We start from the raw sequence: 14,578 nt of genomic DNA, 5'->3' as shown, positions 1-14,578 counted from the left end.
ACTGGCCTGCGGCTCAAGGATGCGCTGGGGCTAGTGGGCGCGAGCGCCCAATCACATGATTATCGCGGGCAGCAGCGCCATGTTCTATGCCGATCGCTGTTTTAATTAAATATCTCAAACTATAAAGTCAGTTAATTTTTTCAAAATATTCACGAATCAAGTCATCATTTTTTAAATACGAATCGAGAACCTGAAACAGAAAAAGATCCCCGCTAATATTTATATCAAACGGGATCATTGAGTTATCTATTTTGAATGTCTTTATTTTTCTATGCCCCTTGATGTTGGCATTGCTCAATCTTTCTTGATAGCTATCCAACGTATATACGATAAATTCGTGATCCAAGTGAGTTATAAAAAAATCATCGCCTTTTGAACTGTATTCAAGATGGATGACTTGCGTTACGACGTCGTCGCCTGCCACCTCAAAGTCCTCCATCAATTCTTCAAAAGTCAAACTTAGCTTCTCTGCGTCATGGTGAATCCATAGATTGTTCTCATATTTATCGGTGGAGTAGAACTTTGACAATCTAGGAAGGGAAGATATTTTCAATCGCAACGGAGCGCCAAACTCCATCTCCTCCATTGCAGGGACATAATCGGAGACGTAATCAATCCTGAATGCTATTTCGGACAGCATTCCTTTTTCAATGAGTTCCTCGATAGAGGTAAGCAGCTTCCTCGGAACTTTTATCCAGAAGTGTCGCCCTATGCGTTCATCGCGTATTGTCTGACTATCCTTGTCGTTGAATATCTGAATATTCTCGTTCAGGCTGACAAGACTATATTTAGAGAACTGAGCATCTTCCTTTCTTATGTCAATTCCAATTTTCTCGTACTCACGTTCAACTACCTTGGAATATTTTAGCTCCAGCATCTCAGCCCTCCCCATGATTGATTGGTGCTTGGAATAAAAAATGCAGCCAATGCGATAATTTGCGTAATTTTCTTTTATGTACGAAACACCATCTTCGTCATGGATATGCTTGTAGGAATTGTTGAGAATTTCTAGCGATCCCGGATACTCGTTGAGATAATTATTTAAGTAGTCCATTAAATGCTGGATTGTCTTTATAGCCAATCGCTTGTCCACTAGATCAAGCTGTGGCCCATAAAACTTGGCTGCGTTTGGATGGTCGCGTTTGGCTTCAAATTCTTTCAGAATGGCCGCCTTTTCATTCATGCAGCCCTCCGTATAAGCACGCATTACGTCTGCCTGAAAGCTCTCATTTGCCAGAGAGGTTTGGATGAGGGGAAGCAATTTCTTGACAAAGATCGGGTCTTTATTAAGAAAGACGTAGCAAAATTTCCCAAAGCTGAATAACGCGATTTTTTCCGAAGAAAATTCATTGATTTCTTCAAAGATATTTTTCATATTTTTTACTCAACTCGCCGTAGTCCAAATAGTAAGCGACGGAACCTTGAGCGTCTCCACTTTGTGGATCGCGCTGCTCCACGTTCGCTATTCGCTCATCCCTGACGGGACTGGCATTCGCCAGCCCTCCACGGCCCGACACTGTGATCCGGGCCTGCGCGCTCCGCTTGCATGTTGAGCTGGCGACAGCAGGGCATGCAGAGCGAGCCGCGCGCAGATGATTCAGCCAAACGCTAAACAAAGCTGTAGGGCATCCCATAGAGAGCGCGGTTGCGCTACTCGTGATTTCTATGGAATTTGATCGTATCCAAAACTGCATGAGGCAAGCTTGCGAGTTACTTGATACTCTTCGCCAGAATACTGGCGAACTCGACCTCGTTCCGAAACAAGGTGCAGGTTCTTCCTTGCCCGCGAACCAATGACATACAGCAATTTCATCGCGCTTTCTTGACCGTTCGGATCATTGAAATGCGGCACCATATCTTCTAATAATGCATAAGCGATCACTGCATCGAACTCGGCTCCCTTGACGCCGTGTATCGTCGAGATGGTGATTCCAGTCCTATGCTGAAATACCTTCCTGAATGTCTCAATATCGCCTATAAATTCGCTACCTTCACTCTTCAATCGATTTACCCGGGCTTGCGAACTATCGAAGAAGGCAACGTGATGCTCTTGAAGCAGCGTGAAAAGGCGAAAGTCGATTGCTAAGTTTGCAAACAGACGCTCGAAAAATGCGCTCAAGTAGGTAAGACCATCTGTTTCATCGATCTTAATTGCATTGCACTCCCTCAACAAGGACCTCCGCGTGAGCTTCGACACGCTAGCCCCGGCCGCCTCTAGGTCATTCAGAATCTCCCCGGCCCACCGCAGTCTGCGCACATACATTCCCGGCGATGCCTGAGTAAGTGCAATCTTAGAAAGCCTGTACCAGAAATTCTCTGTGTCCCGTGCAAAGGGAACCATACCGGGGCCATCGAATGAGTACTCCGGCATGCTGGCGACCAAACGACGTGTCATGCTTGCAAGATGCGTCCACTGTGGCGCGAGAATGCACACCTCGTGAGGTGAGATGCCCATAGTCTCAATGTTGAAACGGATGAGCCGGATGAGCTCAGCGTCCAGATCATTTTTGCTCACTGTGTCGTCGAATGAAATAAGGCTTGGGTACGCCTTGTCCTCGGATGCGGCTTCGATGCGTGTGTTGTGAACGTTGTAGTTTCCGAAGTACTCAATGATGCGCTCAGAAGAACGGTAGTTCCGCGACAGTTCGAGTTCGTCCAAATCGATATTGGCCATCGCCTTGAAATCCTCGAAGGCAATCGGATATCCGCCAAGCGATTGATAAATCGCCTGGTTAGGATCTCCGACAATAAAGGCCTTGGTCGCACCTTGACCAGCTTTCAGAATGGCGGTGATGATCGAATACTGAATTCGTTTGGTGTCCTGATACTCGTCGATCAGCACGAAAGAGAACAACTGTGCCAGAAGAGTGCTGATCGCAGGATGACGTGCGATCAGTTGGTACGCATAGTAAAGAATGAGCTCAAAGTCTAGCTGCCGACTTTCGTGCAGAATCTCAAAATACTTGCCCAATATGACGTGAAGACCCGAATGCTTCCAATCTTGTGGGCAGGAGAGCACATATCCAGTTTCGGTGTAATAAAACTCACAATCCCAGAATGTTATTTTTGGCTTCTGGTAAGGCTTGCACAATGCCTCCAGGATTTTCTCGCGCTCATGCTGATCGATCACACGGAAGCCTCGATCCAACGCTTCGTGATAGATGCCGTACGGTTTCAATATCCATTCAAGACAGAACGAATGTATCGTTCCTATCCATAATCGGGATGTATCCACCCCAAGGCTCTCAATGCGCTCGTGGATTTCGTCGGCGGCACGGTGCGTATAAGTGATGGCAACGACAAACTGCTTGTTCGATTTCAGCCTGGACAACTCATAGGCGATTTTGTAGGTGAGCGTGCGCGTTTTCCCGCTGCCCGGGCAAGCGATGAGAAAGACGCTCCCTGGCTTCAGAATGGCTGCTTCCTGCTCGGGATTCAGATCATCTTTGTTCCACATGAACATGATCAGAACACCGCGAGTACATCGTTGATGCGATCATCTGGGAACGTGGCAAGCATCTCGTTTCGGATGCCGACGAAGTCGATGTCTCCATTTCGGAAGGCCAGCAGCTTGGCCCTAAAGTCGTCGAATACGGCAGACGCAGTGAAGATATCTTCTGCATCGATGTAGTTCACGCGGTAGCTCAGCACGTTAAACCAGACTTCCTTAGTGACCACCGGATGCGCAAAAGCGATGGCGTCCAAGATGTACTTCGGAATGGCGGTCTGCGGATCGATCTTCTTTCCCAGCAAGATGGCAAACCATCCCTTGCCGTAGTTGTCCGCCATGGTCAATGCGCGCTGACCGAACAACGCGATGTCCGCTGATTCGAGCTCCGCCTTGGCCGTCGCGATGGTTGGTGCATCCTTGTAGACATCAGGAAGGATGCCGACCACCTTACGCGCATTGCCGGCGGCAATGAAGTCGACCTCGAAGGTATGGGGGGCAAAGAATGGAGAAACCCACCCGTTATCTTTGAAGGTGTCTTCCAATAACGCTTTCCTGGCGACCCCTTTTTCCTGGGATGCCTGATACTTGCCCTTGCGCCGGAGCAGCCCTTCGGAGTCTCCCGCCGCCGGCGTTGTGTCAATGATGGACTTGTCAAGGTCGGTGACGATGCTGCACCGCTTCCGGATTCGGGCATCATCGAAAAGAACCGCGACGTTCTGAAATCCAGTGCTGCGGATATTAATTAAACTGATGCCGAGTTCATCAAGGCTGACGCCTAGCACGTTCTTGATCAGGATCGGAACGAGAATTTCTTCTGCATCGCCCTCCACTAAGAGGACGCTCTTGGCAAACAACAAGTTGCTACGGACAGCATCCAGGTAGCGTTGAATGTTGCCGATCTCTTCTGGGTTTAGGCCAATTGCAGGCTGGTATGCCTCGCAACGATCACCTTCTCTGCCGAGGATGTTCACGTTCTGAACATTGCTGACCTCAGAGATGTGCGTCGAATGGGTCGAATAAATGATCTGTGTGTCGTCGTATTTGAGCTTGTCGAACAGTGTTTTCTGGATATGTGTGTGAATGTGAGCTTCCGGCTCTTCGATAAGCAGAAAGTTGGCGATCGACTGTTTAGCCTTTTGATACTTGAATTCAAGCAGTTTCAACGTGAGGAATATCAGGTTTGCTCCACCAAGGCTCAGCTCGTGGATCGGTCCTTCGTGGCTCTCCCCCGATTCGCCAACGAACAGCTTGAGCGACTGGAACAACTTGTCAGCTTCGTCTGGCAGATCCGACTTGATAGAAAGAGAAGACGGCGAATACGCCTCACCCGCCGCATCCTTGATGGTGTCTCTGATATCCGTCCGGACGACCTGCACGTCTGGCAACGCTTCGATGGAGTCATTCAATGCCTTTACCCCGTCGGTGATAGCCTGGAACGCCACGGGGTCGATATCGCCGCTCTTGCCCTTCAGAAGCGAAAAGAGCGGATTTGTCCGGTTGTTGTGAAATTCGGAGACGACGTCCCGTAGCGCCTGGACGAAAGTGAACGAAATTTCTTTGGAGACGGACAGCACGTTCGGAATCTTCGCGCCGATAACACGAAATTCAACCTCTTCATTGAATCGAACATTCGCGAAGTCGCCGACCACATCCTTATAGAAGGCCTCGTCGTTGAAGTCGGCTTCACTCCGACCTGTGAAAATCGTTTCATAGTCGTCGATGGTGACCGGGTTCAGGATAGCGTCGAGGCCTGCCTGATCACCATCGTTCAATTGAGAAAGTCGCAGCCTGATTTCCTTCTTCGGACGAAAGATCAGGTTGTAAGTGGCCTTGCCGTTCGCCTCTTCCTCAATTACGCCCGTCCCATGTCGGAAGAGCGCCTGCACTGATTCATCCGCAGAGATTTCCTCAAACTCAAGACTGATGATGATCCAATGTCCCTGCCAGCGCCCTAGGCCGCGATGAAAGTCGGTATGCTCCAGCCGGTAGGCAGAGCGAATCATGTTGTCATCAAGCAGCAATCTGATTGCGCGAAAGAGATTGGTTTTGCCAGATCCATTTTCGCCGATGACAGTGTTGATACCCTTCTGGAACAGCAGCTTCGTGTTGGGAAAGTTCCGGTAGTTGACCAGGCTGAGCTTGGATATATGCATTTGATTCAATCTTGTTGTTGAAATCCACATGCCGATCGGCCGATGGATTGGTTGAACACTGCAGCCATTGATCCCAACTACGGAATGGCCAACTGTCAGTTGGTTTTAGAACGGCACCGTGTCTAAGGTAGGAATCGGTTGGAGCGCATTTTTAATCTCGGTTAGCCTTGCAAGTAGTTCATCGAAAGTCACGATCACGATCTCTGCGAACGCATTTCGAACGAGCTCGAATGACTTTCTTTGCTGATGCTCTTGTGGCGTCATGCCAGCGACAACTATGCAGCGAACCGCATAGCTGTGGAGGTCGTATCGGTTCATGTTATTTTTTATGACGGGTAGTTCACTCTGCAATTTGAAACGCTGATCTAGAATTTGAGCAATCGCTCCACCCAATTCTGTCGATGGGCCAAAAACATCATCTCCACGATAGGGAGATTTTCCTAGCAGTTCGGTTTGCGGCTTTTTTATCTCAATGAGGCCAAGATTGCCCGTGGAAGCGGATGCGTATAGAAAATCTGAAAATTTTCCGCCGGACCCGTTAAGTCGCTTGCCACCTGCATAAGCTTGCCCCTGAACCAGCATGGCTGGAACGGCAAATGCAAGACTAAGTATGAAAGGATTTTCCAGAAAGAAGCTTTGCCACTTGCTTTCCGTCAGTCCTTTTCCAAGCATTTCCTGGTATCGCTCAATCAGTTGATTCAGTGTGATGAGCTCAATATCATTCTTTAATGCCAGCAGCGAGCGCGGCTCAGATTCCGCCAGTGCTTCTATATTGTCTTGAACCATGCGAACAGCGGCGCGCCGATCACGCTTGGAAAGCGTCACATGCTGCCGCCCACCATCGGTCATTTCCGTTAGTGCATCAGGTCTTACGCTCTTCTTTAGAGCGGGAAATTGTGCTGAATCGGCAGCATGTAATAAGGTCTGGTAGACATGAAATTGCTTGTCCTTGCGCGCGTCTCTCTGGTGGCGAGAGGCTATGCGATTTAATTCTTTTCTTAATTCATGAAATCTTCTTATTCCGAGAATAAAGAATGGCGAATCAATTTTCGCGTCATTTCCTTTGTGGACAATGAGTATGCTTACGTTTTCTAAGCTGGCGGCTGTTTCGCAAATTTGCCGATATTCCCACAGAAGCCCCAAACCGAATCGAAAATCTTTGGCAAACCCATCCGGCAACTGCTCAAGAAGCCCAACGACATCGTCAGTAGTCTCTGGCAGTATGTAGGGCTCGATAACAGGCCGAGCGACGACGATGCGTTCAAGGGTGCCGTATTTAGGTTGCAGGTAATCGTCGCGATCTTCTCGAATATTAAGAGGCCAAATGGTCAATCTGTCTGGACACACATTGAGCAGTCTCGCTATTGGCGAATCCGGCTTGCGCTCCGCTGCGGGAATATCAGTGAAGAAAACGTTAATGCCTTCCTCTTCCGGTTCGGCTGCTTCAATGACAAGGAAGGGGCCGCCGTCCAAACGCTCACGTTGATTGAATGCTGAAGGTCTGATAGATGCCATGAACTATTCTTGATCCCTACTGTTCAGAGAAACGATTTGCGGGCCTTGCCTCAGCGCAACCTTATGGTGCCTTCCGATCAGAATCGGACGACACACGATTGATGTCAAAGGGGAGTGCCTTATCTGCCGCGATTCGGGTCAGCAGCATCCGAATCGCATCCGAAATTGATAACCCCATTTCAGCCAGAACAACAGTTGCGGCTTCTTTAATCTGCCCGTCAATCCGGGCACGAACGACGTCGTTACTTGCCATTGTTGCGCTCACAATAGATGTAGCTACATTGTGGCTCATAAGTACTATTGCGTCACTTACATTTTGTTGTGAACAGTAGAGCATCCCGGCGTGCCGCCGTCGGGCTCGCGGGCGTTGCCCCGCGCCTCGTGCCGAGTCGCGGCCATGCGGCTTTGATCCCTGATGCCTCCGGCCGTCTCTTCGCTCCTGGCCTGCGCGCGGCGCTTGCCCTCCAGGGGATCGGCTGGACAGCCCATCCCCGCCGCGCCTTGCTTGGCGCCCCTCGCATGCACCGAACAGGTTGCACCTGATCGACCAACAGCCATCCAGCTAGGCGTGCCGCTGGCACGCAGGGGCGCTCGCCGCGCGGCGTTGGTTTCAGCGCACCCCCTGGCCCATTGGCCGCTGTTCGTCTTTCCCCAAGTTCATCGCTTTTTCCCGCGACCGTAGCCCGCGGTGCCTGGCCGTCAAGGCGCGCAGGGCCGAGTCCTCGCTGCGCTGCGGGCCGCACCAACCCTGCGCTTCTCCCTTGACGGCCAGTCCCTCGCTGGCCCGGTTTTTCGCGGGCGATGAACTCAGGAAAGACGGCGGCAAACAGGACCGGCCCAGGTCTCTGCGCCGAACCAACCGAAGCCACAACGGGCTCCGAATCTTGGAATCCGGTCAGCTTTGAAACCACAGCAACTCATTGGAGAAAACCATGCAACTCGCATCTCGATTCGCTTCCCATTCCCCGACGCTGCGCAGTGACTACCCGCTGTCCGACGACCAAATCCGCCGCGTAGCCCCGTCCATCTTCGCGGAGGCCCCGCACGATAGCCGCTCCGAACGGTACGCCTACATTCCCACCGCCGCCGTGCTGGCGGAACTGCGCAAGGAAGGGTTTGAACCCTTCATGGCAGCGCAAACCCGCGTGCGGCACGACGACCGCCGCGACTACACCAAACACATGATTCGCCTGCGCCATGCCAGTCAGATCAACGGCGCGGAAGCCAATGAAATCGTGCTGCTGAACTCGCACGACGGCACCAGCAGCTATCAGATGCTGGCCGGAATGTTCCGGTTCGTTTGCAGCAATGGCCTTGTGTGCGGCGATACCGTGGCCGATGTGCGCGTGCCGCACAAGGGCGACGTGGCCGGTTCTGTCATCGAAGGCGCTTTCGAGGTGTTGAGCGGCTTCGAACGCGTGAAGGAATCCCGCGACCTGATGCGCGCTATCACGCTGGACGAAGGCGAAGCCGAAGTGTTCGCCCGTTCCGCGCTGGCCCTCAAGTACGACCCCACCGATAACAAGCCCGCGCCCATCACGGAAAGCCAAATCCTGATGCCGCGCCGGTTCGACGACCGCCGCCCGGACTTGTGGAGCGTGTTCAACCGCACCCAAGAAAACCTGACCAAAGGCGGATTGCATGGCCGCAGCGCCAACGGACGCCGCCAGCAGACCCGCCCCGTGCAGGGCATTGATTCCGATGTGCGCCTCAATCGCGCCCTCTGGATGTTGGCCGATGGCCTGCGCCAGTTGAAGGCCTGATTCCCCACGCGGCAGGGGCAGGCAGCAGCCCTTGCCGCTTTCTTCGCTGCTGCATCCCTGAACCGATAGGAGTTATCACCATGAACGCCATTACCCAAACCGAAGCCCGCGCCCTCAACACCGCCGCCGCTATCCCGCTGGAAGCCGCCGACCCGACCAAGAACCTGATTTTGGTTCCGCTGTCGCGGCTGGTGTCGCGTCCTGCTGGCCGCAACGTGCGCAAGACCCCGCGCATGTCCATTCCCGAACTCGCCGCGAGCATTCAGCGTGTCGGCCTGCTGCAAAACCTCATCGTCATTGCCGCCGCCGATGGCGAGCATTACGAAGTCGTGGCCGGTGGCCGCAGGCTGGCCGCGTTGAAGCTGCTGGCGAAGAAGCGCCGCATCAGCAAGGAATGGGAAGTGCCTTGCCTGTTGGTGGCCGATGGCACCGCCCGCACGGCCAGCCTCACCGAGAACGTGCAGCGCGAAGCCATGCACCCCGCCGACCAGTTCGAGGCATTCGCCGCGCTGGTGGCCGAAGGCCGACCCATCGAGGACATAGCCGCCGATTTCAGCGTCACGCCGCTGGTGGTGCAGCGCCGCTTGAAGCTGGCGAACGTCTCGCCCCGGCTGCTGGCCGACTACCGCGCCGAAGCCGTGACGCTCGATCAGTTGATGGCCCTTGCCATCACCGACGACCACGCCGCGCAGGAAACCGCGTTCTACGACGCGCCGACGTGGCAGCGCAACCCTTCCCAATTGCGCGACCGCCTCACCGAGCGCGAGATTGACGCATACCGGCATCCGCTGGTGCGTTTCGTGGGGCTGGATACCTACGGAGCCGCAGGCGGTGGTGTGCGCCGTGACCTGTTCGCGGAAGGTGACGCGGGCGTGTATCTGACCGATGCCGCGCTGCTGGAACGGCTGGCGCAAGACAAGCTGGCAGGTATCGCCGCCGAGGTGAAGGACGAAGGCTGGGCGTGGGTGGATGCCACCCCCGCCGTGACCCATGCCGACCTGCACGCCTTCCAGCGTGCGCCGAGGGAGCGCCGCGAACCGAACAAGCGCGAAGCGCAGCGCATCGAGAAGCTGCAAACCAAGATGCACGAACTGGCCGCCGCCGTGGATGACGCGCTTGATACCGAGGACGAGGAAAAGGCCGATGCCTTGCAGGAAGAAGGCGAAGCCGTGGGCGAGCAGTTGCAGGCGCTGGAAGATGGCTTGCAGGACTACGGCACGACCGTGAAGGCCGCAGCCGGTGCCATCGTCACCATCGACCGCAACGGGCAGGCAGTGATTCATCGCGGGTTGATGCGCGAGGCCGAGGCCAAGGCGCTGCGCACACTGGAACGCCTGCGCCAAGGTTTCGGCAGCGAAAGCGAAGCCGGGAACGACGACGAAGGCGAGGACGACGAGCAGCCCAAGACCGCCGCCATGTCCGACAAGCTGGCGCAGCGGTTGAGCGCCCACCGCACCGCCGCGCTGCAAATCGAAGTCGCCCGGCATCCGCAAGTGGCGCTGGCCGCGCTGGTGCATGGCATGGTGCAGACCGTCTTGCAGGGCAGCCACTACGGCCACGACTTGCCGCTGGGCGTGAGCCTGAAAGCGCAAGACCGGCTGGAAGGCATCGCCCCGGATATACCGGATTCGCCCGCCGCCGTGGCGCTGCGCGAGTTGCAGCAGGTAGCAGGCGAAGGCTTGCCGGAGGACAGCGCCGAACTGTTCGCCGTGCTGCTAGCGAAGTCGCAAGATGAACTGGTGCGGCTGCTGGCGATATCCGTGGCCGTCACGGTGGACGTGGTGACACCCCGCGCCACGCCGCAGCAACCGGGCGCGGAACTGGCGCAGGCTGTCGGCTTGGACATGGCCGCATGGTGGAAGCCCACCAATGAGGGTTATTTCCGGCATGTGCCGAAGGCCGCGATTCTGGAAGCCGTGGAGCAGTACGCCCCGGCGCACGTCACCCGGCTGGCGAAGTTGAAGAAGGCCGACATTGCCAGCGAAGCCGAGCGGCTGGCCGATGGCACCGGCTGGATGCCTGCCATCTTCAAGGCCGAAGGCACCGACGACACCACGGCGCAGGATGCGCCGCAGGCGGTGACGAACGACGAGCCGGAAGCCATCGACAACGACGACGAGCAGCAGGCCCACGCACTCGCCGCCTGACCTTCACCACCACCGAGCGCCCCGGTTTCGGCCGGGGCGCTTCGCTGTTCCATCAGCATCGGCCCCAGGCCGTTCCGCCCTGGTGCCGATGGTCAAAAATCCGGGCGCGGCGGTGGCCGCGCCCGGTTTCCAAGCCCAAAGCCAGAACGCCCCTTCGCCGCCTTCGGGCGGACGGCGAAGGGGCGGCGCACAAGTGACCTTGTGCGCGGGAAACCCTCGAAGCCCATAAGTGCGTCGGCGCACAGCGCCGACGACATTCCGAACGCGCCCCACCGCAATGGACGGGCGTGTGGGGCTACGCCCCGGCTTGCTGCCGCAGGTTGCACGAAAGCGTGCCGTCCTCGACGCTGGCGGTTCGTCGCCTGTACGTCACGAAGGACGGTTCACCGACACGCCGCCCGGCCTTGCAATGGAGCTTCCACGCCACGCCTCACGCAAAGGGCCGCAAGCAGCGGTAGGAACGCTTTCACCTTGTCGCTGGGCATTGTCCTTGCCCGTGTCAGGGCGCAGGCCGGTGAAGCCGTCGCGCGGGGATGCCGAGTCGGCCATGCCTCCATTCGGGAGCGGGCGGCCAGTACGTCCTTGTGTTGTTGTGAATCCTGGCGGTGGCTGGGCTTCATGGCCGCAACCTTCCAGCGAAAACAATTCCCCCTGCGCTGCGCGCATTCCTCGCGGGACAAATTCTTTTCGCTTCCAGGTTCTCCACGGTGTTGCGACCGCTGCGCGGTGCGGCCAGCCCATCCCCCGCCGGACGGATCACAACAAGGACGCACTGGCGCGACCTTGTTCAACCCGAAAGGAGAAATCATCATGGCTAACATCGGCACCTTCACCGCAGAGAAAGACGGCTTCACCGGCCAGCTCCGCACCCTGACCCTCAACTTCAAGGTCAAGCTGGTTCCCAACGACAAGGGCGAGAACGAAAGCGCCCCGGACTTCCGCCTGCAAGCGGCCGGCCACGACTTCGGCGCGGCGTGGAAGAAAACCAGCGAGGCCGGGCGGGATTACCTGTCGGTGGCCATCGACGATCCTTCATTCCCGGCGACGGTCTATGCCCGCCTGATCGAAGGCGAGAATGACACGCACGACCTCATCTGGTCGCGCAGCAAGCCCAAGGCGGCCTGACGGCCGCCCACCGCGCCCCGCCCATTGCGGCGGGGCGCGGTGCTGCTGATCGCAGCATCGCACGCACAGGGTTTCGGCAGTTGCCCCATGTCCCGCATGTCCAAGGCCAGCATTGCATTGGTGATGGTCGAATGGCTCGAAGCCCGTGGCAGTAGGAACAGCATGGCGTGTCGGCGCATTGCGCCGCCGGGCTTTCGGGCTGCGCCCCATGCCGCCAATGGCGTCATGTCCATTCGGCTTCAATCCCTCACGCCTTCGCGCCTGGCGGCGCTGCGCGCTCCGCTTGCGGGCATTCAGACGCGCTAGGGCGCGTCGCGCTCTTTCAGCACGGCCTCGAACTCCTGGCGCACCCGCGCCAGCAGTTCGTCGGCCTTGTGCGTGTCGTCGCCGGCGTAGGCCAGCGTCAACAGCGTCAGCGGATGCACTTCCATGACCTCGCACAGCTCGGTCAGCTTGTGCAGGGTCGGACTTTTCAAGTCGCGCTCCAGCGTACTCATATAGGTGCGGCTGGACACGTCGGAGAACGCTTCCTGGCTCAAGCCTCGCGCCTTCCTGACTGTCCGTATTGCCGTTGCCAATGAGTGTTTCGCTGTCACTAACTTGGTTTCCCCATAAAAACCAAGATGACAGCCCATTGCGCCCTATAGGGCTACAATCTATAGTGTTCATTCATGGCTGAAAGGCCCGCTTTCGTGCTTTTACGGAAATCCGCAGATGCGGATTCCGACAGAACCGGGGAATCGCATCCGTGTCTTTCCGGCTTCCGACAATTCCGCTTCGGCGCTTCTGTTCTTCTACGGATGCGATGGCTTGCACATCGGTGCTTCCACACGAATGCACGGATGCGTTTCGGCAGTTCTGCGCTTCGGCACCAAAGCGCATTCGCGCATCGTCGGTTTCGTGGAGAAGCTGCCCATGACCCTGCCGCTTGTCACCGCTGATGAACGCGCCCGGCTGCTGGCCCACGGCGCGGCGCTCGCCGCTGGTCAGCGGCTCGACCCGCTGCCCGTGGTGCGCTTGTTCACCCCGGACGCGCATGTGACCTGGCTGCTGGTGTCGCTCGACCCGGCGGATGGCGACACGGCCTACGGCCTGATCGACCTCGGTATCGGTATGCCTGAGCTCGGGATGGTCAAGCTGTCCGACCTGGCGGGCATCGTCGGGCCGCGCAAGCTGCCGGTGCGGCGGGATCGGTATTTCCAGGCGGTGCGCCCGTTATCGGAGTACGTCCGGCTGGCGCAGGAGAACGGCGCGATCACGGACTGATGAAAACCAGCGCGGCCTAGCCAGCCGGGGCGCATCGTGACTATTTCAATCTTGATCAAGACCGTGCAGGTCTGAATCCGCATTCTTGCACCGAAGTGGTGCGATCCTGTTGAAAACAGTCCTGATCTTGGGCGCGGGCTGCGGCACGGTGTTCGGTGCTGCGCGTCATTTTCCTGAAGGCGTAGCCGTCGCATTCAGACGATTTCCGCAACACGCAGAGCCAAATGGTCTTGACACCGACAGTTACAGCCTAACCAATTTTGATGACGACCTGATGGCATTTCGATAGTTCCCGCATCGCGGAAATCGTGGCGACGCATCCCAAACAGAGGGAGGTTTCGCCATGACTGATCGCAGCGCCGAACACTGGTATCCGACAGCGGCCTATCTCTACGTTCTGCACCTTGACGGCCCTGCGCTGGCGTGGGAATACCTGCGCCGAAATCCCGACTACCGCCGCGACTGGCTGCGCCGCCGCCGCCGGCCGGACACGGCGCAGGCGTGGGGCCTGCGCCTGCTGGAAGACCCAGCCCTGGATGCGCGCGACGCGCATCCGGCCTGGTTTCCCGATCACGATGCCGTCGTGCAGGTTTACCCGGACGATGACCCGCCACCCGAAGCCCATGCCTTCGAGTTCTGGCGCGTCCCTGGCCGCAAGCAACTGATCCACGACGGCAAGCGCCTGGTGCTGGTGTCGCATTGGCCCGGCTGCTGCCTGCGGCTCGCGCTCGCGCCGGGCCTGGAAGACGGCATGGCCTACCTCTACGCCACCCGCGCCTGCGCCACGCCCTGCGCGCGCTATCGCACGCTCGCGTCCGAGCTGGACGCATTGGCCGTGGCCACGGTTGCCACGCCTGCGGCGGCGGCCCGTTCCAGGCCCACGACGGCCGCGGTGCTGGAACTGCACACCTTGCAGACGCTCGACGCGACCCTGGCGGGCGCGTCATTGCGCGAAGTGGCCGAAGGGCTGTTCGGCGCCGATGCCGTCGCCGCCGACTGGCACAAGGACAGCGCCTTACGTGCCCGCGTGCGGCGGCTGGTACGTCGTGGCGATGCGCTGATGCGTGGCGGCTATCGCCGCCTGGCACAGCTTCCGCCGCCGTTGCAGTAGGGGGGGACGTTTCGCGTCCCCCGTAGATCGTCCCTTAGCAAGCAGCC

General features: G+C 57.0%; 12 protein-coding genes. 5 read left to right on the top strand and 7 right to left on the bottom strand.

Going from position 1 to position 14,578, the window contains the following annotated elements; translation table 11 throughout:
* Positions 1-127: 127 nt before the first annotated feature.
* The 5 genes from AC0XWG_RS24440 to AC0XWG_RS24420 all read right to left on the bottom strand — a co-directional run bounded on the left by AC0XWG_RS24440 (position 128) and on the right by AC0XWG_RS24420 (position 7,372).
* On the bottom strand, positions 128-1,375 hold the full coding sequence (locus tag AC0XWG_RS24440; protein ID WP_004883036.1) for a hypothetical protein: 1,248 nt from the start codon (positions 1,373-1,375) through the stop codon (positions 128-130).
* 288 nt (positions 1,376-1,663) lie between these two features.
* Positions 1,664-3,463 (bottom strand): UvrD-helicase domain-containing protein, encoded by a 1,800-nt coding sequence (locus AC0XWG_RS24435; RefSeq protein WP_004883039.1) that lies wholly within the window; start codon positions 3,461-3,463, stop codon positions 1,664-1,666.
* Between the two features lie 2 nt (positions 3,464-3,465).
* Positions 3,466-5,604, bottom strand: a complete 2,139-nt coding sequence (locus AC0XWG_RS24430; protein ID WP_004883041.1) for an AAA family ATPase — start codon at positions 5,602-5,604, stop codon at positions 3,466-3,468.
* A gap of 105 nt (positions 5,605-5,709) precedes the next feature.
* Positions 5,710-7,119, bottom strand: coding sequence for a Shedu immune nuclease family protein (locus AC0XWG_RS24425; protein ID WP_004883043.1), 1,410 nt, complete (start codon positions 7,117-7,119; stop codon positions 5,710-5,712).
* A 61-nt stretch (positions 7,120-7,180) separates the two neighbouring features.
* Positions 7,181-7,372, bottom strand: a complete 192-nt coding sequence (locus AC0XWG_RS24420; RefSeq protein ID WP_004883046.1) for a type II toxin-antitoxin system RelB/DinJ family antitoxin — start codon at positions 7,370-7,372, stop codon at positions 7,181-7,183.
* Between the two features lie 679 nt (positions 7,373-8,051).
* Between AC0XWG_RS24420 and AC0XWG_RS24415 the strand changes: the two genes are divergently transcribed.
* Positions 8,052-8,882 (top strand): DUF932 domain-containing protein, encoded by an 831-nt coding sequence (locus AC0XWG_RS24415; protein ID WP_004883049.1) that lies wholly within the window; start codon positions 8,052-8,054, stop codon positions 8,880-8,882.
* Positions 8,883-8,962: 80 nt separating this feature from the next.
* Positions 8,963-11,029, top strand: a complete 2,067-nt coding sequence (locus AC0XWG_RS24410; RefSeq protein WP_004883050.1) for a ParB/RepB/Spo0J family partition protein — start codon at positions 8,963-8,965, stop codon at positions 11,027-11,029.
* Between the two features lie 369 nt (positions 11,030-11,398).
* Here AC0XWG_RS24410 and AC0XWG_RS24405 read toward each other — a convergent pair whose 3' ends face one another.
* Complete coding sequence (locus AC0XWG_RS24405; RefSeq protein ID WP_174330000.1) at positions 11,399-11,770, bottom strand: hypothetical protein; 372 nt, start codon at positions 11,768-11,770, stop codon at positions 11,399-11,401.
* 69 nt (positions 11,771-11,839) lie between these two features.
* Between AC0XWG_RS24405 and AC0XWG_RS24400 the strand changes: the two genes are divergently transcribed.
* Complete coding sequence (locus tag AC0XWG_RS24400; RefSeq protein ID WP_004883051.1) at positions 11,840-12,154, top strand: DUF736 domain-containing protein; 315 nt, start codon at positions 11,840-11,842, stop codon at positions 12,152-12,154.
* 302 nt (positions 12,155-12,456) lie between these two features.
* Here AC0XWG_RS24400 and AC0XWG_RS24395 read toward each other — a convergent pair whose 3' ends face one another.
* The gene (locus AC0XWG_RS24395) at positions 12,457-12,789 is read right to left on the bottom strand and encodes a helix-turn-helix domain-containing protein (RefSeq protein WP_004883052.1); all 333 of its coding nucleotides are present in this window, start codon (positions 12,787-12,789) and stop codon (positions 12,457-12,459) included.
* 79 nt (positions 12,790-12,868) lie between these two features.
* Here AC0XWG_RS24395 and AC0XWG_RS24390 point away from each other — a divergent pair, with 79 nt between their 5' ends.
* Together AC0XWG_RS24390 and AC0XWG_RS24385 are read left to right on the top strand one after the other, a co-directional pair.
* Positions 12,869-13,420 carry a DUF2958 domain-containing protein gene (locus AC0XWG_RS24390; protein ID WP_004883053.1) on the top strand — a complete coding sequence of 184 codons (552 nt, stop codon included), beginning with the start codon at positions 12,869-12,871 and terminating at the stop codon, positions 13,418-13,420.
* A gap of 343 nt (positions 13,421-13,763) precedes the next feature.
* Complete coding sequence (locus tag AC0XWG_RS24385; protein ID WP_004883055.1) at positions 13,764-14,531, top strand: DUF2285 domain-containing protein; 768 nt, start codon at positions 13,764-13,766, stop codon at positions 14,529-14,531.
* The last annotated feature ends 47 nt before the right edge of the window (positions 14,532-14,578 follow it).

Source organism: Enterobacter sp. DVT3837, from assembly GCF_056238685.1.
This window is presented reverse-complemented; position numbering and strand designations above follow the sequence as displayed.